This is a genomic window from Streptomyces sp. H39-C1, from assembly GCF_027158125.1.
Classification (GTDB): Bacteria; Actinomycetota; Actinomycetes; order Streptomycetales; family Streptomycetaceae; genus Actinacidiphila; species Actinacidiphila fildesensis.
Window position 1 is genome coordinate 65229 of the sequence record NZ_JAPVLS010000033.1, and the last position, 21963, is coordinate 87191.

General features: G+C 71.7%; 21 protein-coding genes and 1 riboswitch. Of the genes, 11 read left to right on the forward strand and 10 right to left on the reverse strand.

Features of this window, described 5'->3' with window-relative positions; all coding sequences use genetic code 11:
• Positions 1-39: 39 nt before the first annotated feature.
• Positions 40-1020: an acyl-CoA dehydrogenase family protein gene (locus O3W51_RS22360; RefSeq protein WP_138354201.1), complete on the reverse strand. Its 981-nt coding sequence runs from the start codon at positions 1018-1020 to the stop codon at positions 40-42.
• Positions 1020-2177, reverse strand: a complete 1158-nt coding sequence (locus tag O3W51_RS22365) for an acyl-CoA dehydrogenase family protein (protein WP_138354200.1) — start codon at positions 2175-2177, stop codon at positions 1020-1022. The genes O3W51_RS22360 and O3W51_RS22365 overlap by 1 nt, the downstream gene beginning before the upstream one ends.
• An 89-nt stretch (positions 2178-2266) precedes the next feature.
• On the opposite strand from O3W51_RS22365, the gene O3W51_RS22370 reads away from it, so the two are divergent.
• From O3W51_RS22370 to add, 4 genes are all read left to right on the forward strand, one after another.
• Positions 2267-3064, forward strand: a complete 798-nt coding sequence (locus tag O3W51_RS22370) for an SDR family oxidoreductase (RefSeq protein ID WP_138354199.1) — start codon at positions 2267-2269, stop codon at positions 3062-3064.
• Positions 3065-3124: 60 nt separating this feature from the next.
• Positions 3125-3712: a TetR/AcrR family transcriptional regulator gene (locus O3W51_RS22375; RefSeq protein WP_138354248.1), complete on the forward strand. Its 588-nt coding sequence runs from the start codon at positions 3125-3127 to the stop codon at positions 3710-3712.
• Between the two features lie 81 nt (positions 3713-3793).
• Positions 3794-4951: an acetyl-CoA C-acetyltransferase gene (locus O3W51_RS22380; RefSeq protein WP_138354198.1), complete on the forward strand. Its 1158-nt coding sequence runs from the start codon at positions 3794-3796 to the stop codon at positions 4949-4951.
• Between the two features lie 66 nt (positions 4952-5017).
• On the forward strand, positions 5018-6034 hold the full coding sequence (add, locus tag O3W51_RS22385) for an adenosine deaminase (RefSeq protein ID WP_138354197.1): 1017 nt from the start codon (positions 5018-5020) through the stop codon (positions 6032-6034).
• 18 nt (positions 6035-6052) lie between these two features.
• On the opposite strand, the gene O3W51_RS22390 is transcribed toward add, so the two are convergent.
• Genes O3W51_RS22390 through O3W51_RS22405 form a run of 4 tightly spaced genes read right to left on the reverse strand, consistent with a single transcriptional unit; the run spans position 6053 to position 9610 of the window.
• Positions 6053-7159, reverse strand: a complete 1107-nt coding sequence (locus O3W51_RS22390; protein WP_138354196.1) for an NAD(P)H-dependent flavin oxidoreductase — start codon at positions 7157-7159, stop codon at positions 6053-6055.
• Positions 7156-7926 carry a CoA-transferase subunit beta gene (locus tag O3W51_RS22395; RefSeq protein ID WP_138354195.1) on the reverse strand — a complete coding sequence of 257 codons (771 nt, stop codon included), beginning with the start codon at positions 7924-7926 and terminating at the stop codon, positions 7156-7158. Before O3W51_RS22395 ends, O3W51_RS22390 begins: the two co-directional genes overlap by 4 nt.
• Entirely contained in the window at positions 7923-8771 is an 849-nt protein-coding gene (locus tag O3W51_RS22400; RefSeq protein ID WP_138354247.1) for a CoA transferase subunit A, read from the reverse strand. The genes O3W51_RS22395 and O3W51_RS22400 overlap by 4 nt, the downstream gene beginning before the upstream one ends.
• Positions 8772-8785: 14 nt before the next feature.
• Positions 8786-9610 carry an enoyl-CoA hydratase family protein gene (locus O3W51_RS22405; RefSeq protein WP_138354194.1) on the reverse strand — a complete coding sequence of 275 codons (825 nt, stop codon included), beginning with the start codon at positions 9608-9610 and terminating at the stop codon, positions 8786-8788.
• A 79-nt stretch (positions 9611-9689) separates the two neighbouring features.
• Here O3W51_RS22405 and O3W51_RS22410 point away from each other — a divergent pair, with 79 nt between their 5' ends.
• The 3 genes from O3W51_RS22410 to O3W51_RS22420 all read left to right on the forward strand — a co-directional run bounded on the left by O3W51_RS22410 (position 9690) and on the right by O3W51_RS22420 (position 12770).
• Entirely contained in the window at positions 9690-10538 is an 849-nt protein-coding gene (locus tag O3W51_RS22410; protein ID WP_138354193.1) for an SDR family oxidoreductase, read from the forward strand.
• A gap of 1 nt (position 10539) precedes the next feature.
• Positions 10540-11454 carry an SDR family oxidoreductase gene (locus O3W51_RS22415; protein ID WP_138354192.1) on the forward strand — a complete coding sequence of 305 codons (915 nt, stop codon included), beginning with the start codon at positions 10540-10542 and terminating at the stop codon, positions 11452-11454.
• A gap of 155 nt (positions 11455-11609) precedes the next feature.
• Positions 11610-12770: a trypsin-like serine peptidase gene (locus O3W51_RS22420; RefSeq protein WP_138354191.1), complete on the forward strand. Its 1161-nt coding sequence runs from the start codon at positions 11610-11612 to the stop codon at positions 12768-12770.
• A gap of 131 nt (positions 12771-12901) precedes the next feature.
• Here O3W51_RS22420 and O3W51_RS22425 read toward each other — a convergent pair whose 3' ends face one another.
• Both O3W51_RS22425 and O3W51_RS22430 read right to left on the reverse strand, forming a co-directional pair.
• Positions 12902-14377: a glycine hydroxymethyltransferase gene (locus tag O3W51_RS22425; protein ID WP_138354190.1), complete on the reverse strand. Its 1476-nt coding sequence runs from the start codon at positions 14375-14377 to the stop codon at positions 12902-12904.
• A 21-nt stretch (positions 14378-14398) separates the two neighbouring features.
• Positions 14399-14491: riboswitch (ZMP/ZTP riboswitch) on the reverse strand.
• Positions 14492-14530: 39 nt separating this feature from the next.
• Positions 14531-15223, reverse strand: a complete 693-nt coding sequence (locus tag O3W51_RS22430) for a TetR/AcrR family transcriptional regulator (RefSeq protein WP_138354189.1) — start codon at positions 15221-15223, stop codon at positions 14531-14533.
• 171 nt (positions 15224-15394) lie between these two features.
• Between O3W51_RS22430 and O3W51_RS22435 the strand changes: the two genes are divergently transcribed.
• The 3 genes from O3W51_RS22435 to O3W51_RS22445 all read left to right on the forward strand — a co-directional run bounded on the left by O3W51_RS22435 (position 15395) and on the right by O3W51_RS22445 (position 19214).
• Positions 15395-16795: a GH1 family beta-glucosidase gene (locus O3W51_RS22435; protein ID WP_244809603.1), complete on the forward strand. Its 1401-nt coding sequence runs from the start codon at positions 15395-15397 to the stop codon at positions 16793-16795.
• A gap of 85 nt (positions 16796-16880) precedes the next feature.
• Positions 16881-18134 carry an MFS transporter gene (locus O3W51_RS22440; RefSeq protein ID WP_138354187.1) on the forward strand — a complete coding sequence of 418 codons (1254 nt, stop codon included), beginning with the start codon at positions 16881-16883 and terminating at the stop codon, positions 18132-18134.
• Between the two features lie 69 nt (positions 18135-18203).
• A complete protein-coding gene (locus O3W51_RS22445; RefSeq protein ID WP_138354186.1) occupies positions 18204-19214 on the forward strand; it encodes an enoyl-CoA hydratase/isomerase family protein in 1011 nt (336 codons plus the stop codon).
• Between the two features lie 123 nt (positions 19215-19337).
• Here O3W51_RS22445 and O3W51_RS22450 read toward each other — a convergent pair whose 3' ends face one another.
• The gene (locus tag O3W51_RS22450; RefSeq protein WP_138354185.1) at positions 19338-20201 is read right to left on the reverse strand and encodes a S1 family peptidase; all 864 of its coding nucleotides are present in this window, start codon (positions 20199-20201) and stop codon (positions 19338-19340) included.
• Positions 20202-20331: 130 nt separating this feature from the next.
• Between O3W51_RS22450 and O3W51_RS22455 the strand changes: the two genes are divergently transcribed.
• Entirely contained in the window at positions 20332-21081 is a 750-nt protein-coding gene (locus tag O3W51_RS22455; RefSeq protein WP_138354184.1) for a (2Fe-2S)-binding protein, read from the forward strand.
• Between the two features lie 178 nt (positions 21082-21259).
• Here O3W51_RS22455 and O3W51_RS22460 read toward each other — a convergent pair whose 3' ends face one another.
• Entirely contained in the window at positions 21260-21784 is a 525-nt protein-coding gene (locus tag O3W51_RS22460) for an SgcJ/EcaC family oxidoreductase (protein WP_269287222.1), read from the reverse strand.
• Between the last annotated feature and the right edge of the window lie 179 nt (positions 21785-21963).

Genomic DNA, 21963 nt, shown 5'->3' on the forward strand with positions numbered 1-21963 from the left:
CGCCGGAGAGCCCGGCCCCGGTACCCAGGACGCACCCGGCTACCCCGCAAGCACCCGCGCCCGACACTCGGCCGGCGTGCCCCACGCCGTGCGCAGCGCGGTCGCCTTGCCGATCCACAACGAAAGGTCGTACTCGGCCGTGTAGCCGATCGCCCCGTGCAGCTGGAGCGCGGTGCGGGCCGCCGCATAGGCGGCTTCGCCGCAGGCGACCTTGGCGGCGGCGATGTCGCGGCCCGCGCCCGGCGAGCCGCCGGCCAGTGCCACCGCCGCCCCGTAAAGGAGCGGGCGGGCGAACTCCAGACCGAGGAGGGCGTTCGCGAGCTGGTGCTTGACGGCCTGGAAGCCACCGATGGCGGTGCCGAACTGGGTGCGCTGCTTTACGTAGGCCACCGTCTGTTCCACCAGGGCGAGGCCGGTGCCCAGGGACTGGGCGGCGGTCGCGAAGGAGGCCCAGTCGGCCGCCTCGCGCACGGCGTCCCGTACGGCCGGGCCGGACATGAGCGGTTCGCCCCCCGTGGGGCGGGCGAGCCGGCGGGCGGGGTCGAGCGAGGCGCGGACCGGCCCGTGGCCGGTCGCGAGCGCGAGGCCGTCCGCCACGACATGGAAGACCGCGTCAGCGGCATCCGCGTCCAGGGCGTACGAGCCGGCCGGCGCCAGCGTCACGAGCACCTCGCCGGAGGCGATGCGCGGCAGCCATTCCTTCGCCGGACCGCGGTCCCCGAGTCCCCGCAGGAGGGCGCAGACGGCGATGGTCTCGGCCAGCGGCCCCGGCACCGCGTGCCGGCCCAGCTCCACGAATGCCGCGGCGAGTTCGACGGGGAGCGGTCCGAGGCCGTCGTACTCCTCGGGGACCGCCAGGGCGAAGACGCCGGTCCCGGCGAGACGTTCCCACAGGGCGCGGCCCGGGCCGTGGTCGCCCGCCGACCAGGCGCGGACGACGGCCGGGGTGTCCGCCGCGGCCAGCAGCTGGTCCAGGGTGCGGACGAAGGCGGTCTGTTCGGCGTCGAGCAGGAACCGCATCACCGGCGTCCCTTCGGGAGGCCGAGCAGCCGCTCGGCGATGATGTCGCGCTGGATCTCGTTGGTTCCGGCGTAGATCGGCCCGGCGAGCGAGAAGACGTAGCCCTCCGCCCAGCCGCCGCCGTCGTCCCCGTCGGCGAGTTCGCCGTCGGAGCCGAGCAGGTCGAGGGCGGTTTCGTGCAGCCTGATGTCGAGTTCCGACCAGAAGACCTTGTTGAGGCTGGACTCGGCGCCGATGTCCCCGCCCTCCGCGAGACGGGAGGCGTTGGTGAAGGTGAAGAGCCGGTAGGCGCGGGCGCCGATCACCGCGTCGGCGACCCGGTCGCGCAGCGCCGTGTCGTGCGGGTCCGCCCGCTCGCGCCACAGCGCGGTCAGACGGTCGGCGGCGGCCAGGAAGCGGCCGGGGCTGCGCAGGGTGAGGCCGCGCTCGTTGCCCGCCGTGCTCATCGCGACCCGCCAGCCCTGGCCGGGGGCGCCGATGATGTCCTCGTCGGGGACGAAGACGTCGTCCAGGAAGAGCTCGGCGAAGGCGGGCTTGCCGTCGAGGCGTCCGATGGGCCGTACCGTCACGCCCGGCGCGTCCAGGGCGAACATCAGGTACGTCAGACCGCGGTGCGGCCGGTCCGCCGCCGGGTCGCTGCGGAAGAGGCCGAACGCGCGGTCGGCGAAGGCGGCGCGGGACGACCAGGTCTTCTGTCCGTTCAGCAGCCAGCCGCCGTCGGCGCGGGTAGCGGTGGAGCGCAGCGAGGCCAGGTCGCTGCCCGCTTCCGGTTCCGACCAGGCCTGCGCCCAGATGGTCGCGCCGCTCGCCATGGCGGGCAGGATGCGGGCGCGCTGCTCGTCGGTGCCGTGCTCGAAGAGGGTCGGGGCGAGCAGGTTGATGCCGTTCTGGCTGACCCGGCCGGGCGCGTTCGCGGCGTAGTACTCCTCCTCGAACACCAGCCAGCGCAGGATCGAGGCGCCCCGGCCGCCGTACTCCTCGGGCCAGGACACCACCGACCAGCGGGCGCCGGACAGCTCGCGCTCCCAATCGCGGTGGGCGGCGAAGCCCTCGGCGGTCTCCAGGGAGGGCAGCGCGGTGGCGGGGACGTGCGCGGCGAGCCAGGCGCGGGCCTCGGCCCGGAACGTGTCCTCCCCGGGCGTGAAGTCGAGGTCCATCGGATTCCGTCCTCCCCTACGAGCCTTCCCTAACAAGTGTTTGGTAGATTAACGTACGCCCCGTCAGCCGTCGAGGAGGAGTTCCGCGTATGACCGCGAACCTGGGTACCCCGCCCCCGTATCCGCAGGGGCACGACCTCCTGGCCGGGCGCACCGCCGTCGTCACCGCGGCGGCGGGCGCCGGTATCGGCGGCGCCACCGCGCGCCGACTGCTGGAGGAGGGCGCGAGCATCGTCATCGGCGACGCGCACCCCCGCCGGATCAAGGAGTCCGCCGAGGCGCTGGCGGCGGAGTTCGGCGCGGACCGGGTGGCGGGCGTGGCCTGCGACGTCACCAGCGAGGACGACGTCACCGCGCTGTTCGACCTCGCCGAGGAGCGGCACGGACGGCTCGACATCCTCGTCAACAACGCGGGGCTCGGCGGGACCACCGAGCTCGTCGACATGACGGACGAGCAGTGGTCCAAGGTCCTCGACGTCACTCTCGGCGGCACGTTCCGCTGCACCCGTGCCGCACTCCGCCGGATGCGGCGGGCCGGCAGCGGCGGCGTCATCGTCAACAACGCCTCCGTGGTCGGCTGGCGCGCCCAGGCGGGGCAGGCGCACTACGCCGCCGCCAAGGCGGGCGTCATGGCGCTCACCCGCTGCGCCGCCGTCGAGGCGGCCGCCTACGGGGTCAGGGTCAACGCGGTCTCGCCCAGCCTGGCCATGCACCCGCACCTGGCGAAGGTCACCACCCCCGAGCTGCTCGCCGAACTGACCGAGCGGGAAGCCTACGGGCGGTACGCAGAACCGTGGGAGATCGCCAACGTGATCGTCTTCCTGGCCAGCGGCTACTCCTCGTACCTGACCGGCGAGACCGTGTCGGCCAGCAGCCAGCACGCGTGAGGCGAGAATGACCCGGTGCCGAAAAGCAGCCAGAGCAGCAAGAGCAGCAAGAAGACGACGATGACCGCCGCCCCCGAGCGCCGCGGCGAACTCCTGGCGACCGCGGCCGAGGTGTTCGCCGCGCAGGGCTACAACGCGACGACCGTCCGGCGCATCGCCGACGAGGCGGGAATGCTCGCGGGCAGCCTCTACTACCACTTCGACTCCAAGGAATCGATGGTCGACGAGATCCTCTCGACCTTCCTCAACGAACTGTGGGCCGGGTACGACGAGGTGCTGGCCGCCGGCCTCGGGCCCAGGGAGACCATCGAGGCCCTGGTCACGCAGTCCTTCAAGGAGATCGACCGGCACCGGGCGGCGGTGGCGATCTACCAGAAGGAAGCCAGGCACCTGGCCGCCCAGCCGCGCTTCGGCTATCTCGCCGACTCGCAGGTGAAGTTCGAACGGGCCTGGCTGGGGACGCTGGAGCGCGGGGTGGCCGCCGGAGTCTTCCGCGCCGACCTCGACGTCCGGCTCACCTACCGGTTCGTCCGCGACACCGTCTGGGTCGCGGCCTCCTGGTACCGGCCGGGCGGACAGCACAGCCCGGAGGAGATCGCCCGGCAGTACCTGTCGATGGTGCTGGACGGCGTGGCCGTCCGGAGCTGAGCCGAACAACCGGCATGGACGACCGGCATCGACAACCGACATGGACGAAGCGACATTCGTGAAGGACACCGAGGAGTAGTCATGGCCGAGGCCTACATCGTCGAAGCGGTCCGCACCCCGATCGGCAGGCGCAAGGGCGGACTGTCCGCCGTGCACCCCGCCGACCTCGGCGCGCATGTCCTCAAGGCGCTCATGGAGCGTTCGGGAGCCGACCCGGCGGCGGTCGAGGACGTGGTGTTCGGCTGCCTGGACACCGTCGGCCCGCAGGCCGGCGACATCGCCAGGACGGCGTGGCTGGCGGCGGGCCTTCCCGAGGAGGTGCCCGGGGTGACCGTCGACCGGCAGTGCGGCTCCTCCCAGCAGGCCGTGCACTTCGCCGCCCAGGCGGTGCTCTCCGGCACCAGCGACCTGGTGGTCGCGGGCGGTACCCAGAACATGTCGATGATCCCCATCGCCTTCGCCAGCCGGCAGGCCGCCGACCCGCTCGGCCTCACCGAGGGCCCGTTCGCCGGCTCGGAGGGCTGGCGGGCCCGCTACGGCGACCAGCCCGTCAACCAGTTCCACGGCGCCGAACTGATCGCCGACAAGTGGGGCATCACCCGTGAGGCGATGGAGGAGCTCGCGCTGCGCTCCCACCAGCGGGCGCTGCGCGCCATCGACGAGGGACGGTTCGACCGCGAGATCGTCGCGTACGGCGCTGTGACCACCGACGAGGGACCGCGCCGGGACACCAGCCTGGAGAAGATGGCCGCCCTCAAACCGGTGGTGGAGGGCGGCAGGATCACCGCCGCCGTCTCCTCGCAGGTCTCCGACGGGGCCTCGGCGATGCTGATCGCCTCCGAGCGCGCGGTCGCCGAGCACGGCCTGACGCCGCGGGCCCGGATCCACCATCTGTCCTGCCGCGGCGAGGACCCGATCCGGATGCTGTCCGCGCCGATCCCCGCGACGGCGTACGCGCTGAAGAAGACCGGGCTGTCCATGGACGACATCGACCTGGTCGAGATCAACGAGGCGTTCGCCCCCGTCGTGCTCGCCTGGCTCAAGGAGACCGGCACCGACCCCGGAAAGGTCAACGTCAACGGCGGCGCCATCGCGCTGGGTCACCCGCTCGGGGCCACCGGCACCAAGCTGATGACGACGCTGCTGCACGAACTGGAGCGCACCGGCGGCCGGTACGGCCTGCAGACCATGTGCGAGGGCGGCGGCCAGGCCAACGTCACCATCATTGAGCGGTTGTAGGGCCGGTCCTGGAACGGCGGGGCAATTCGTTCGACGGCTCCCACACCCGGTGGCAGGCTTCCCGGTATGACGTCGACTCCCGCCACGACGCGTGATCTGCGCGCGCTTCCCAAGGCCCACCTGCACGTCCACCTGGAAAGCACCGTGCGGTGGCAGACCCTGGCGGAGATCGGGGCCGCGAACGGGGTGGAGATCCCCGCGCATCTGGTGGACGGCGGACACGCCTTCGAGAGCTTCGCGGACTTCTTCGCGCAGAACGACCTGGTCCGGTCCTGCCTCCGCCGGCCGGCGGACTTCCACCGGATCGCCTACGAGTTCTGCGAGGACGAGGCGGCCAACGGCACCCGCTACGCCGAGGTGTCCTTCACCGCCGCCGGCCACGGCGAACGGCTCGGCGATCTCGACATGCCGCTGGTGAGCGTGCTGGAAGGGCTGGCGGCGGGCCAGGAAACGTTCGGCATCGAGTGCCGGGTGCTGCTCGACCACTCCCGCCGCCGGTCGGTGGAGCGCGCCTGGCGCACCCTGGAGCTCGCCGAGCGCCACGCCGGGGCCGGCGTGGTGGGCATCGGGGTCGCGGGGGACGAGGCGCACCCCGTCGAACCGTTCGCGGAAGTCTTCGTCGCCGCCCGCAAGGCCGGGCTGCACATCGTGCACCACGCGGGAGAGGCCTGTGGGCCGGAGAGCATCCGTGCGGCCCTGGACATCGGGGGAGCCGAGCGGATCGGACACGGCATCCGGATCCTGGACGACGAGGCACTCGTCGCCGAGGTGCGGGAGCGGCGGATCCCGCTGGAGGTGTGCCCGTCGTCGAACGTCGCCCTCGGCTTCGCGGCGTCGCTGCGCGCGCACCCGCTGGAGCGGATGCGCGCGGCCGGGCTGTTCGTCACGCTCAGCACCGACATCCCGTCGATGATCAACGTGTCACTGGCGCGCGAGTACGAGCTCGTCCGTGACGCCTTCGGCTACGACGACGAGGTGCTGGCCGAACTGGCCCGCGCCGGAGTGGACGCCTCCTTCGCGCCGGACGGGACCAAGGCGCGGCTGCGGGCGGAGATCGACGACTGGCTGGCCCAGGGCGCCTGACGACCGGGCTGCGGGGGCTTACCGCACCGGCTCCCGGGGCAGCGCGCCGAGCGCCGCCCAGGCCTCCGTCATGATCCGGCCGACGAGCTCCGCGCACGACGGCAGGTCCTCGATCAGGCCCGCGACCTGGCCCGAGGCCATCACCCCGAGGTCAGTGCGGCCCTCGACCATCGACGCCTTGAGCATCATCGGGGTGTTGGCGGCCAGCAGCACCTGGCTCCAGGTCAGCTCCTTGCCGTGCTTCATCGCGAGACCATCGCGGACCATCTGCCGCCAGCCGAGCCCGGAATCGTGCTTGAGCCCGGCCGCGTGCCGCAGGGCGCGCAGCAGGGCGGCGGGCCGGCCCGAGCGTTCCAGGGCGTCGACGAGTTCCGAGCGCAGCATCCGGTGCGGCAGGCCGTCGACCTTGGTGGTGACGGTGACGTCCTTGACCGACGCCGCCAGATAGCGGGCCTTGACCGCGGCCGGGACCGTGCTGTCGGAGGTGAGCAGGAAGCGGGTGCCCATCGCGATCCCGGCCGCCCCGTACGCCAGGGCGGCGACCAGCCCGCGGCCGTCGAAGAAGCCGCCGGCCGCGATGACGGGGATGCCGACGGCGTCCACGACCTGCGGGAGCAGCACCGTCGTCGCGACGTTGCCGGTGTGGCCACCGCCCTCGCCGCCCTGCACCAGAACGGCGTCGGCGCCCCACGCCTCGACCTTCTCCGCGTGGCGGCGGGCGCCGATGGACGGGATGACGACCACGCCCGCGTCCTTGAGGCGGGCGATCAGGTCCCGGGACGGCGCCAGGGCGAAGGACGCGACCCGCACGCCCTCCTCGATGAGGATGCCGACCCGCTCGGCGGCGTCGCCCGCGTCCGCCCGCAGATTGACGCCGAACGGTGCGTCGGTCCGCGACCGGACCTCTTTCACGGCAGCGCGCAGTTGCTCCGTCGTCATGGTGGCGGAGGCGAGAATGCCCAGCGCCCCCGCGTTCGCGGTGGCGGACACCAGCCGGGGGCCCGCCACCCAGCCCATCCCGGTCTGCACGATCGGGTACCGCACTCCGACGAGCTTGGTCAGCGGGGTCTCGAACGAGGCCGGGGTGTCGAACGACGCGGGGGTCCCGTCGGGCGGCCCGCTCATGCCCGTACCTCGCGGTCCCGCAGGCCCCGGGGGTCGATCACCTCGCGGATCAGCCGCAGTTCGGCGTCCGTCGGCTCACGGGTGAACGGGACGTCGGCGGGGATCACGAGCGGGAAGCCGGTGGCGTCCTGCACCTGTTCCGCCGTTACCCCCGGGTGCAGGGAGCGGATCCGCATCGACCGGTCCGGGGTGTCGAAGTCGAAGACGGCGAGGTCGGAGACGACCCGGCGGATCTCGTGGAACCGGGTCGCGGTCTTCCCGGCCGTCGCCGCGCGGTCGTAGCCGACGCCGCTGACCATGTCGACCCGCGCGACGAAGACCCGGGAGGAATGCCTCGGCACCCAGTAACTGGTCGGATTGTTGAGGGTGTTGACGGGTGCGCCCCGGGAGCCCAGCAGCTGGCGCTTGGGCTGTTCCCAGTCGCCGATGCAGGAGATGTTCTGATTGCCGAACCGGTCCACCTGGCTGGCGCCCATCATTACGTGCCGTTTGCCACCGGTGACCATCGCCAGGTGCTGGCGGTACGGCAGCCAGCCCTCGATCAGCTCCGACGCGCCCCCGATCGCCGGGACGTCGCCGATCAGCATCGCCTCGCCGTCGGTGAGCAGCAGATCGGGCGAGAAGGTGAGCTTCGCCAGCCGGGCGCCGATCGCCGGCACGGTGCCCATCGGGCTGGCGAGGATCTCACCGTCCCCGCGCCAGGCTTCAGCACACGCCACCACGCAGTACTCGGCGCGGGTCACGCCTGAAGTGTCCTTCGCGTTCATGCGCCCTCCTTCGCGAACGCCGCCACGGCGGCCTGGTAGGTGTCCTCGTCGCCGGACAGGAAGCGGTCGGTGAACTCCCGCCATGCCGCTGGGTCGGCGGCGGCCTTGGCGTACGCGCTCTGGAACGCCTCGTCCCGGTCGTAGTCCGGGGCGCAGGACGTGAAGTGGGCGCCGTTCGGGGTCTCGACGACCCCGGTGACCGAGTGCCGCTTCACCAGCAGTGTCTGGGGCGCGCCTGCCTGCAGGAGCTCGGCGCTGTCGACGATGCGTTCGCAGCTGACGTACGCGGTGTCGGCCGCCTCGCAGAACAGGTCGTCGAAGTACGGGTCGGGGCCCAGGTACTGGCCGTTGCCGAACGCGTCGGCCCGGTTCAGGTGGACGAGCGCCGCGTCGAGCCGGAGGGCGGGCACGGCCACCAGTTCCTCGCCGTCCTCGTACGGGGAGACGACGGTCCGCAGGCCGGGGTTGACCCGCATCAGGTCCGAGCCGAGCCCGGCCCGGATCGGCATGAAGGGCAGCCGGTGGACGGCGGCGGTCAGCCCCCACATGAACATCGCCTCGTCCAGCTCCGTCATCTCGAAGGCGGCGCTCTCGCGGGCGGCCCGGAAGTGCGGTTCCAGCGGGATCGAGTCCAGGGTGGTGAAGGCGGCGACCAGTTTGCGGATCTTGCCGGCCGCGGCCAGCAGTCCGACGTCGGGGCCGCCGTAGGAGACCACGGTCAGGTCCGTGACGTCCGAGCGGAGCAGCGCCCGGATCAGGGCCATCGGCTTGCGGCGTGACCCCCAGCCGCCGATGCCGAGGGTCATCCCGCTCCCCAGCCGGCCGACGACCTGGTCGGCGGTCATGGTCTTGTCCGTACTCACCGCTCCTCCTTCACCGGTTGCCCGGGGGTGGTGGCCTTCGCCGGTTCAGCAGACTTCGCCGGTTCAGCAGACTTCGCCGACTTCGTCGACACGAACGCGTCCCGGTGCCGGTCGGCGAGTCCGCTGAGGTTGGCCTCGAAGGTGAAGCCCTGCTCGAAGCGGTAGCTGCGGCGGACGTCCACCGGGTCGATACCGTTGATCGCGGCCTTGGCCAGCCGCAGCAACTCGCCGTCCTTGGCCGCCATTTCGCGCGCCAGCGCGAGCGCGGCGTCCAGCACCTTCTCGCGGGGCACGACCTCCCACACCGAGCCGTGCCGGTGGAGCTCCTGGGCGGTGGCGGTGCGGGAGGTGAAGTACAGGGCGCGCATGAGGTGCTGGGGGACGAGCCGGGAGAGGTGGGTGGCGGCTCCGAGCGCCCCGCGGTCCAGCTCCGGCAGCCCGAACGTCGCGTCGTCGCTGGCCACGATGGCGTCGGCGTTGCCCACCAGGCCGATGCCGCCGCCCAGGCAGAAGCCGTGCACGGCGGCGATGACCGGTACCTCGCAGTCGTAGACGGCGCCGAACGCGTCGGCGCAGCCGCGGTTGGCGCCGATCAGCGCCTGGTGTCCGGGGGTGCGCTGCATCTCCTTGATGTCGACGCCCGCGTTGAAGCCGCGGCCCGCGGCGGTGAGCACGACACAGCGGACGGCCGGATCGGCGCCGGCCGCGCGCAGCGCGTCGGCCAGGTCGAACCACCCTTGTACGGGGAGGGCGTTGACGGGCGGGAAGTCGACGGTGATGACGGCGATTCCGTCTTGCGGGGCCGAGGTGGAGACACCCATGATGAGGATCAGCTACCTTTCCACCAAACATTTGTTAGGTAGAAGGTAGCAGCGGATCGAGCGCTGCGGGAGGTGCCAGTTGACGGTCACCGTCGATCTGTCCGGACGCGTCGTCGTCGTCACCGGCGGCACGAGAGGCGTCGGTGCGGGGATCGCCCGCGCCTTCCTGGAGGCGGGCGCCGAGGTGGTGGTCTGCGCGCGCCGCCCCCCTGACGAACCCGTCACGGCGGACGGCCGCACGGCCCGCTTCGTCCCCCTCGACCTGCGGGACCCCGGCTCCGTCGACGCGTTCTTCGCGCGGGTGAAGGACGACTGCGGGCGGCTCGACACCCTGGTCAACAACGCCGGCGGGACGCCGTTCCGGCTGCTCGCCGACGGCGGCGCCGCCCGGCACGCCCGGGTCCTCGAACTCAACCTCACCACCCCGCTGACCGCGTCACTGGCCGCCTACGAGGTGATGCGCGATCAGGAGACCGGCGGCTCGATCCTCATGATCGGCAGCGTCAGCGGCGGCCGGCCGTCACCCGGGACCGCCGCGTACGGCGCCGCCAAAGCGGGGCTGGACAGCCTCGCGCGCTCCATGGCCGTCGAATGGGCCCCGGCCGTACGCGTCAACACCCTGGTCCTCGGCATGGTCCGCACGGAGTTGTCCCATCTGCACTACGGGGACGACGCCGGTATCGCGGCCGTCGGCCGGACCGTGCCCGCCGGGCGGCTGGCCGAGCCCTGTGAGGTCGGCGACGCCTGTGTCTTCCTCTCTTCGGAGCGCGCCGCGTACATCACCGGGGCGAGCCTGCTCGTGCACGGTGGCGGCGAGCGCCCGGCCTTCCTCGACGCCGCCACCGTCAACCGCGATCAGGACATGGCGACATCGTCACCGCCATCGTCATCGTCACCATCCCCGTCAACCGCGAACAAGGAGAGCTGACATGACCGAAGCCGGAATCTGCGAGGGCCGGGTCGCCGTCGTCACCGGTGCGGGGCGCGGTCTCGGCCGCGCGCATGCGCTCGCCTTCGCCGCCGAGGGCGCGCGAGTCGTCGTCAACGACCTCGGGGTCGGGCTGGACGGTGCCGGGGGCTCGGGGGGTCCGGCCCAGCAGGTCGTCGACGAGATCCGCGCGCTGGGCGGCGAGGCGGTCGCCAACGGCGACGACATCGCCACCTCGGCCGGGGCCGCCGCCCTGGTCGACACCGCGCTCGACACGTTCGGCCGGCTCGACACCCTCGTCAACAACGCGGGGTTCCTGCGCGACCGGATGCTCGTCAATCTCGACGAGGACGACTGGGACGCGGTGATGCGCGTCCATCTCAAGGGTCATTTCCTGCCGCTGAAGCATGCCGCCGCGCACTGGCGTGCCGAGGCCAAAGCCGGCCGCACCCCCGATGCACGGGTGATCAACACCAGCTCCGGGGCAGGGTTGCTGGGCAGCGTCGGGCAGGGCAACTACTCGGCGGCCAAGGCCGGGATCATCGGCCTGACGCTCGTCGCCTCCGCCGAGATGGCCCGGTACGGCGTCCGCGTCAACGCCATCGCGCCCGCCGCCCGTACCCGGATGACCGAGCGGACGTTCGCCGACACCATGGCCGCGCCAGGGGATGACGCCTTCGACGCCATGGCGCCGGAGAACGTCTCCCCGTTGGTGGTCTGGCTCGGCTCCGTGGCCTCGGCCGCCGTCACCGGCCGGGTCTTCGAGACCGAAGCGGGCCGGATCACCGTCATGGAGGGCTGGCGGCCGGGACCGACGGCCGACAAGGGCGCCCGGTGGACCCCGGCGGAGGCCGGCGAGACCGCTCTGAAGCTGCTGGCCGACGCCGAGTCCCCGCAGCCGGTCTATGGGGCGTGAAGATCCCGTCCGTGCCATGAAACGGTTCTGCGACAACGAGGGGCCGGTGATCCAACTCCGTCGGGGAAACGGCATAGTGGAGGCCGCCCCGGATGGGGGCATGACAAGAAACGTACAAAAAGCACGTACCTGCACGTACATGGGGGAACAACTCAATGCCATTCATTCGACGGTCCGCCCGAGCCGCGGCGGCGGTGACCGCGCTGCTCGCGCTCACCGCCACCGCCTGCGGCCCGGACGACAGCGACGCGGCGGCGAAGCCGACCGCGGCTGCCAGTACCTCGGCCAAGGCCGACCCCGGTTCCGACGCCAAACTTCCGAACGGTCTGCCCACCAGCATCAAGGACCTGGAGAAGTGGAAGCAGGGCGACTGGAAGAACTGGGACAAGTGGGCGCGTGAGGCGGCCGACTTCGCCAACCCGGTCATCAAGGACCTGTGGAAGCCGGCCCGGATGTCCGGGGCGAAGGAGAACCAGAACACCGTCCAGTCGAACTTCGGCTCGGACCAGGGGACCACCGACCCCGCTCCGCGCCCGGTGGCGGCCAAGGAGGTCGCCCGCCCGTACCACCAGCACGCGGCACCGGTCGGCAAGATCTTCTTCGACAGCCCCGACGGCCCCAAGGTCTGTTCCGGCACCGTCGTCGACGACCCGGCGCACCCGGGCAAGTCGAACCTCGTCTGGACCGCCGGCCACTGCGTTCACAGCGGCTCCCGGGGCGGCTGGTACCGCAACCTCATCTTCGTCCCGTCGTACAACGACAACGGGCTGTCCGCCTCCCGCGTCGACAGCTCCCCGCAGCGCAACGTCACTCCGTACGGCGCATGGTGGGCCGACTGGGCGCAGACCTCCTCGCAGTGGATCGCCACCGGCACCCACTCCGGCGGCGGCGGTTCGCCGTACGACTTCGCGGTGCTGCACGTCAAGCCGGAGAACGGCGGCGGCAAGTCCCTGCAGGAGACCGTCGGCGCGTCCCTGCCGGTGTGGTTCGGCGCCCCGTCGCCCACGCTGTTCAGCGGCATCGGTGCCTGGGGCTACCCGCAGGCGCCGCCGTACGACGGTGCGCGGATGTTCGACTGCATCGGCAAGCCCGGCCGGCTGTCGATGGGCGCGAGCATGCCGACCGAGTACCGGGTCGGCTGCACGATGACCGGTGGTTCCTCGGGCGGCGGCTGGTTCACCACCATGCCGAACGGCAAGACGGCCCTGGTGTCGAACACGTCGATCGGCCCGTCCAACGACACCTGGCTGGCCGGTCCGCATCTGGGACCCGAGGCGCAGGGCGTCTACAACGCGATCAGCCGGAAGTTCCGCTAGCCCGACGGCAGGTGGGACGGCTCCGGTGATCACGGCGGCAACGCGGTGAAGTGAATGAGCTGAAGAGGAGGCCCGCCCCCCGGATTCCAGGGGGCGGGCCTCCGTGCGTCAGGTCTGGGTTCAGCTCTGACTCAGCTCTGACTCAGGTCGACGCCCGGGTAGAGCGGGAACCCGGCCAGCAGGTCGGCGGAGCGCCCCGCGACCTGGTCCGCCACGGAGGGGTCGAGCACATGACTCGCCTTCGACGGAGCGCCGCTCGCGGTGGTGCCGGGGCGGGTGTTGGCCAGCACCGTGTCGATCAGGCCCGCGATCTCGTCCATCTCCTGCACACCGAGCCCGCGGGTGGTGAGCGCCGGGGTGCCGATGCGGACCCCGGACGTGTACCAGGCGCCGTTCCGGTCCTGCGGGACCGAGTTGCGGTTGGTGACGATGCCGGCGTCCAGCAGCGCGGCCTCGGCCTGGCGGCCGGTGAGTCCGTAGCCGGAGACGTCGGCGAGCACCAGGTGGTTGTCGGTGCCGCCGGTGACGAGGGAGGCTCCGCGCCGCAGCAGCCCCTCGGCCAGCGCGGACGCGTTGTCGACGATGCGCCGGGCGTAGTCGCGGAAGTCGGGCCGGCGCGCCTCGGCCAGCGCCACCGCCTTGGCGGCCATCACGTGCGGCAGCGGACCGCCGAGCACCATGGGGCAGCCGCGGTCGACGTGCTCGGCCAGTTCGGCGTCGCACAGGACCATGCCGCCGCGCGGCCCGCGCAGCGACTTGTGGGTGGTGGTCGTGACGATGTTGGCGTGCGGCACCGGGTCGAAGTCGCCGGTGAGCACCTTGCCCGCGACCAGGCCGGCGAAGTGCGCCATGTCGACCATCAGCGTCGCGCCGACCTCCTCGGCGATCTCCCGCATGATGCGGAAGTTGACCAGCCGCGGATAGGCGGAGTAGCCGGCGACCAGGATGAGCGGGCGGAACTCGCGCGCGGTCTCGCGCAGCGCGGTGTAGTCCAGCAGGCCGGTCTTCGGATCGGTGCCGTAGCTGCGCTGGTCGAACATCTTGCCCGAGATGTTGGGGCGGAAGCCGTGGGTGAGGTGGCCGCCCGCGTCGAGTGCCATGCCGAGCATCCGCTGGTCCCCGAGCTCGCGGCGCAGCGCCGCCCAGTCCTGCTCACTCAGGTCGTTGACGTGCTTGACCTGGGCCCGCTCCAGTGCCGGGCTCTCCACCCGCTGGGCGAGCACGGACCAGAAGGCGACCAGGTTGGCGTCGATGCCGGAATGCGGCTGCACGTAGGCGTGCGTCGCGCCGAACAACTCGCGGGCGTGTTCGGCGGCGAGCGCCTCGACGGTGTCGACATTGCGGCAGCCGGCGTAGAAGCGGCGGCCGACCGTGCCCTCGGCGTACTTGTCGCTGAACCAGTTGCCCATGGTCAGCAGGACTGCCGGGGAGGCGTAGTTCTCGCTGGCGATGAGCTTGAGCTGGGCGCGCTGGTCCTCGATCTCGGCGCCGATGGCGTCCGCGACGCGCGGCTCGACGGCCCGGATGACATCCAGCGCGCTGCGGAAGGCGGTGGATTCGGTCGATTCGCCGGGCTTGATGCTGAAGGACGACGGTTCTGCGGCCATGCGGGGCCTCCGGAACGAGAAGGGAAGGGCCCAGGCGCGCGGCAGCACATCGTCAGGAGACGGAGCCGCTCCCCGATGGTCGGTCCCATCCAAGCGCCAGTCACGGCTCACGCCGACCCTAGCAGCGCGGCCTGCGACGTGCCCGGTGCGGACTCAATCCGTCCGACTGCCGAGATAGCGGCGCAGCACCCGCTTGCACTCGGCGATCAGCGCCGGGTCGCCGTCCGGGTCGGTACGGAAGGCCAGCCGCAGGACGGCGTCGGCGCACTCCAGGGCGACGCGGCCGGCCAGCCGCGAGGCGGCGGGGTCCAGCAGCCCGCCGGTGAGGGCCCACAGCCGGTCGGCGACCGCGGTGTTGTTGTCGATCTCGGTGTCGAGCAGATGCCGGGCGGTGGGTTCCTCGCGGCCCACGGCGCCGAAGTCGACGACCCCGAATCCCGGCACCGCGCGCCGCATCGCGACGAACTCCTCGACGGCGAGATCCACCAGGGTGGCGATGTCGTGGGGGGACTCGGCCGCGATCCGCCGGGACAGGCGGTCGGTGTAGCGCTCCAGATTGCGAGTGGCGAGCGCGCCGAGCAGCCCGTCCTTGCCGGGGAAGAACTGGTAGAGGGTGCCGATCGGCACCTCCGCCCGGCGGGCCACCTCCTTGGTGGTCAGCGCGGTGTAGCCGACCTCGTCCAGCAGGACGGCGCACGCGCTGAGGATGCGCTCGACGCGCTCGGCGCTGCGCCGCTGCACCGGACTGCGGCGGACGGCGGCGGAGGCGGGTCCGGTGGTGGAGCCCGCGGCCGGTCCGGCGGCCGGTTCGGCGACGGGGGCGGCGTTCTGTGTCTGTTCCTGCATGGGGCCACTCTGCCGGATCCCGTCCGCGATCGGCGACCCGCTATCGTGAGCATTGCTCATGTTCTGCGTTCGTCCTGCGCCATGCGCCATGCGCCATGCGCCATGCGCCATGCGCCAGGTCATGCCATCTGCCATCTCGTGCCCGTTCCCGTCCCGTCAAGGAGTGAGCCAGTGCCGGACCCGTCGACACCGCAGCGCCCGCAGCTTCCCGAATCGTTCGTCTGGGGCGTCTCCACCGCCTCCTACCAGGTCGAGGGGGCCGTCGCCGAGGGCGGCAGGGGGCCGTCCGTCTGGGACACGTTCACCGCGCGCCCCGGCACGGTCCGCGACGGCCACACCGGAGCGGTGGCCTGCGACCACTACCACCGCTATCCGCAGGACGTTGCCCTGATGAAGGACCTCGGGCTGGACGCGTACCGCTTCTCCGTCGCCTGGCCGCGCGTCCAGCCGTCGGGCAAGGGTCCGGCGAGCGCGGCGGGGCTGGACTTCTACGACCGGCTCGTCGACGAACTGCTCGCCGCCGGCATCGCGCCCACCCCCACCCTCTTCCACTGGGACCTGCCGCAGGCCCTGGAGGACGAGGGCGGCTGGCTCGAGCGCGCCACCGCCGAACGGTTCGCCGAGTATGCGGGAGTGGTGGCCGACCGACTCAGTGACCGCGTCCGGCGCTGGATCACCCTCAACGAACCCTTTGTGCACATGGTGTTCGGCTACGCCTTGGGCGTCCACGCGCCCGGCCGCGCCCTGATGCTGGACGCCCTGCCGGCCGCCCACCACCAGCTGCTCGGCCACGGGCTGGCGGTCGCGGCGCTGCGCGAGCGCGGCGCCGCCGAGGTCCTCATCGCCAACAACTGCACGCCGGTGCGCGTAGTGGGGGACTCCGCCGCCGACCGGGCCGCGGCCGCCGCGTACGACGCGCTGCACAACGGCCTCTTCAACGACCCGCTGTTCCTGGGCCGCTACCCCGACCTGTCGGCCTATGGCGTCGGCCCCGACCTCGGCGGCGCGGTCCTGGACGGCGACCTGGAGATCATCGCCGCACCGCTCGACGGCCTCGGCGTCAACTACTACAACCCCACCTGGATCCAGGCCCCGGCCGACGACCCCGCCCTGCCCTTCGCCGAGGCCCGGGTCGAGGGCTACGAGCGGACCGCCTTCGACTGGCCGGTCGTACCCGACGGCCTCACCGAGCTCCTCACCGGACTGAAGGAGCGCTACGGAGCCGCCCTGCCACCGGTGTACATCACCGAGAACGGCTGCTCCCAGACCGACGAACTCGTGGACGGCCGGATCACGGACACCGCGCGGATCGGCTATCTGGACGGCCACATCAGAGCGGTGGCCGACGCGGTGGCCCTCGGGGTGGACGTACGCGGGTACTTCACCTGGTCCCTGCTCGACAACTTCGAATGGGCGGAAGGGTTCCATCAACGATTCGGGCTGGTCCACGTCGACTTCGAGACCCAGGTCCGCACTCCCAAGGACTCCTACGCCTGGTACCGCTCCCTGATCGCGGCTCACCGGGACGCCGGACCCGCCGTTGGAAGCGGATCCGGATCCAGCGCCGGGTGAGAAGTCTTGGCGGCGCGGGGTGGGGTGGCTACACTCGCGCCAACATGAGCAGTACTCATGTTCTGCCCTGGACTGAGGAGAGCTCATGCGCGCCGTGACCGCACGTCCGCCGGCCGCGCTCGACGAACCCACCGTCCGGGTGCGGCCCGGCTGGACCGCCGCGCTGAGCCTGGCCAGCCTCGCGGTGTTCATGGCGTTCTTCACCCCGATCCAGATCCTGCTGCCCCTGCAGCTGGAGCATCTCGACGAGGCGCACAAGGCGGCGAACCTCGCGTGGGTGACCGGCGCCGGCGCGCTGGTCGCCGTCGTCGTCAATCCGCTGGCCGGCGCGCTGTCGGACCGTACGACCGGGCGCTGGGGCCGCCGCCGGCCATGGATCGTGGGCGGCGCCCTCGCGGGCGCCGCCGGGCTGCTGATCACCTCGGCGCAGCACACCCTGCCCGGCATCGTCGCCGGCTGGTGCCTGGCGCAGAGCGGTCTGAACGCGATGCTCGCCGGGGTCACGGCGCCGGTGGCCGACCAGGTGCCGGTCGGGCAGCGCGCCGCGGTCTCCGGCTGGACGGGGATCATGCAGTCACTCGGCCTGGTGCTGGGCGCGCTGCTGGTGACCACGGCCGTCTCCGGCGTCGGGCCCGGCTATCTGCTCACGGCACTGCTGGCCGTCGCCCTGGCCCTGCCGTACGTGCTCTGCTTCCGGGACCCCGTCCTGCCGCGCGCATTGCGCCCCGCCTTCCGTCCGCGGGCGCTGCTGAGCGGCCTGTGGGTCGATCCGCGCGCCCACCCGGACTTCGGCTGGGCCTGGCTCACCCGGTTCCTGATCAACCTCGGCAACGCGCTGGGCACGCTCTATCTGCTCTTCTACCTCACCGACGAGGTGCACCACCCGGACCCGGACACCGGAGTGCTGGTGCTGACCGTCATCTACACCGTCTCCGCGACCCTCACCGCGATCCCCGCGGGCATCGCGTCGGACCGCATCGGCAGACGCAAGGTGTTCGTGGTCGTGTGCAGCGTGATCATGGCGGTGGCCGCGCTGCTGCTGGCGGTCGCCCACACCTGGACGGCGGTGATGATCGCCGCCGCGGTCCTGGGCGCCGGGTTCGGCATCTACCTCGCCGTCGACCAGGCGCTGATCACCCAGGTGCTGCCGTCCGCCGCCGACCGGGCGAAGGACCTCGGCGTCATCAACATCGCCAATTCCGGACCGCAGGTGCTGGCCCCCGCCGTGGCCGCGCCGATCGTCGCCCACTTCGGCGGCTATCCGGGCCTGTACGTGGCCACCGCCCTGGTGACCCTGCTCGGCGGTGCGCTGGTGCTGCGTATTGTCGGGGTGGACTGAGGATCACCGACGAATGCCAGAAGCGGGCGCGGCGACGCGGCTGCGGAGAACCCACGGAGCACCGGCACCATGTACCTCCCCGTGCAGACGCACGTCGCCCACGGCACCGGCGTCATCGCCCTGGACCGGCCCGAGGCGCTCAACGCGCTCGACCTGACCATGGTCCGGGCGATGACCGAGGCCCTCGAAGAGTGGCGGGAGGACGACGGCGTCCGGTCGGTCGTCGTCCGCAGCACCTCGCCGAAGGCGTTCTGCGCGGGCGGCGACATCCGCACGATCCGGGCGGCGAGCCTGCGCGGTGACCATGCGGCGGTACGGGAGTACTTCGCCGCGGAGTACGGGCTCAACGCGCTGATCGCGGCCTTTCCCAAGCCGTACACCGCGCTCATCGACGGTTTCGCGCTCGGCGGCGGCCTCGGGATCTCCGTGCACGGCACGGCGCGGGTGGTGACGGAGCGGGCGGCGCTGGCGATGCCCGAGACCGCGATCGGCTTCTTCCCCGACATCGGGGCGAGCCACTTCCTGCCCCGGCTGCCCGGCTCCGTCGGCCGGTATCTGGGGTTGACGGGCGCCCGGATCGCGGGCGCGGCGGCGGTCGGCTGCTCGCTCGCCACGCACTATGTGCATTCCAGTGAACTGCCCGCGCTGGAGGAGGCGCTGACCGGCGGCGGTGAGCCGGCCGCGGTACTGGACCGCTTCGCGGTGGCGGCACCGGCCTCCGAAATCGGTGCGCACCTCGACGCCATCGACCGTTGCTTCTCCGCACCCGAGCTGCCGGAGGTCCTCGAACGGCTGGCGGCGGAGGACGGCGACTGGGCGGCCGACACGCTGGCCGGACTGCGGCGCATGTCGCCGACGAGTCTGTTCGTCACCTTCGAGCTGCTGCGGCGCGGCGCCGGTTCCGACCTCGGCGCCTGTCTGGACCGGGAGCTGCTGCTGGCCTGCCGTACCGCCCGCGCCCATGACTTCATCGAGGGCGTGCGGGCCGCGCTGGTCGACAAGGACCGGAACCCGCGCTGGTCGCCCGACCCGCTCACGGACGCGGACCGGGCCGAACTGCTGAGCTGGTTCGACGCGTAGGGCCCGGCCGTCCGGCCACGAGCGGCCGGTCACGAGCGTCGGGCCGCCGGTCACGAGCGGCCGGCGGCCGCTCCCCGGATCCCAGGTCCGGGGAGCGGCGTTCTTTTCCGGGGCTGCCTCAGCTCACGGCTTGGGCAGGGTGCATCCCGGCAGACTGAGGTTGATCTTGTTGCCCGCGCCGACGCACTGGGTGATCAGATACGTCTCCTCGGCGTAGTTGATGCCCTGGTGCACGGTGATGTTGCCGTTCTGGTCGACCTCGCACGGGTTGTCGAGGGTGCAGCGTCCGCCGTCCTCGTTGCCCGTGTTGTTGATGGCGACGACCTTGCCCGTCGCGGCGTCGACCACCGGGGAGCCCGAGGTGCCACCGATGGTGTTGCACGACGAGGTGTAGCGGACCGAGTCCTTCCAGATCCAGCTGTCCTCGTGCAGCCGGTAGACGAAGGCGTCGATGTTGCAGCTGTAGATCCGCTTCCAGTAGCCGGACACCACCTTGATGGCGGTCCCGGCGACGGGGTGGGTCGCGGAGAGCTCGAGCGCCGCGATGCCGTAGCTCGACTGGATCTGCGCGTACGTGGTGTTCAGCTGGTAGAGCGAGATGTCGGTGTCGGTCATGGTCGCGTAGGCGACCTTGGTGGCCCGCAGTGTGGCGACCTTGGTCCCGGCCGAGTTGAGCAGGCTGAACGTACGGCTGGACGCCACGTTGACGATGGACTCGCCCGGGTCCAGGAAGCCGCCCGACAGGCAGTGCCCGTTCGACATGACGATCGCGGGGTCGGTCGGCACCGAGGTCGGCATCTTCACGACGGAACCCGAACAGTTGCTGAGCGCCACGGTGCCCGCGAAGTTGACCGTGACGGCCGCCTTCGCGGTGTGTGCGGGCGCCGCATCCCGGCTTGTGGCCGATGCGGACGCCGCACCGGTGCCTGTGAGAGCCGCGCCGCCGAGCAGCAGGGCAGCCAGGACACCGACGAGAGGTCTTTTCATGTGGGGGGTCCTCTCCAGACCGAAGTTCTTTCGGCATTGTCATGAGCATTGTCGGGATTGGCTGGTGCCCCGGCAATAGGGCCTCATGTCCGGTCCGTTCGCGGCTCGGCCGGTACGTCATGATCGGTTCATGGACAGGACGCTGCGGGATGTCGCGGAAGTGGGGCCGTTCTTCGCCGTCCGGACCGGGCCCGGCGAGACCGGTGCGGACGGCGGGGGCAGCGCGGACCACGGCCCCCGCGCGCACGGCTACCGGCCGCTCGCCGAGCTCTACGCCACGGACCCGAGGCGCGCGGTGCACCCCGTCCGCGAGCGGGCCGCCGACGTCGCCGGGCGGCTGGGCACTCCGGAGCTCCGGGTGGGCGCCTCCCTCGCCTTTCAGGGGCTGGCCGCCCGGCTGTGGTCGGTGGCCCTGGGCGCTGCCGTCCTGGCGGGCCGGGTCCCCGACATGGCCGCCGACCGGGTGTGGTGGAACCCGGCTCTCAGTGCCCCGAACGACCTCTGGCTGCCGCACCCGTCGGCCCTTCCCGACTCCGACGACCTCGCCGGCCAACTGGCCGGGACGGTGCTGGCCGGGCATCTGGTCCCGCTGCACCACGCGACCCGCGAAGCCTGCCCGGTCTCCGGCGGGCTGCTGTGGGGGAACGCCGGCTCCGCGCTGGCCGGTTCCCTGCGGGTGCTCCACACCTGGTGCGTCGCACGGGGCCGGACGGCGGAGGCGCGCAGCGCCCTGGACCTCACCGCGCGGCTCTTCCAGGAGCCGCTGCTGAGCGGCACCGGGACTCTGGACGCAGGGGATGTCAGCTTCGTGCGGCGCAGTTGCTGTCTGTACTACCGGGTCCCGGGCGGCGGCCTGTGCGGCGACTGCGTCCTGCGGTGATCGCGTGCGACCACGTGCGACCACGTGTGTCCGCTCACCCACTGGCCGCACCTCGCACGGGATTCGGCCATCGCCTGTAAGTCGCGGGCGGATGACCGAATCCATGTCACGACGCTCTGCCGCACGGCCGGTTGCCCGCTCCGAACGCGGGAGCGGGCCGCGGCCTTTCGTCGGTATGTCAGTGCATGATGCGGCTGTTCTGGTAGGCGCTGTCCCGCCACTCGTGGCCCTGCTTCACGATCGTCCATGTCTGACGGCCGACCCGCTCCGGTGGGACATCGATCTCGCCAGGAAGCTTCAGGCCGCCCTGGGTGACCACGATTCCGACATCCTTGCTGATGCACTTGACATTGAGGACATTCGCGACCGGAAGGACGTCCTTGTAGGGGCCCGTGAAGATGGCCGACATGTACGCCCGGATCTCGTCACGGCTCTTCAGGTAAGTGTCCTCACCCGGCACGATGAAGCTCGCGTCCTCGGTGAACACATCACCGAACGCTGTTAAATCATGGGCGACCCACGCTCGGCTGACTCGCTGCGGTACGTCCGCGAGGGCGGCCTTTTCCGCGTAGCACGAGCCGTGGCCATGCCCGGCGCCCTCTGTATCGGCCATGGCGCCGCTGGCGACGCCACCGGGGACGACCACGGCGAGTACGACGATGCCAAGACCGGCGATGATCGGCGAGCGGATATGTCTGCGCATACTGTCTTCCCGTCTCTCCTGGTGGAAACCTGCCAAGGAATCTGACAGGTGTCGGCTATCGCCGCAACGCCTTCCAGGAATAAGCCCGCCGGCATGCGCCCGCACCGGAATGGATCATGCTGGCCCAGGAATGTGTAATTCCACATTCGGGCGACCCCGCGGGCGGCCGGAAGGCCCGC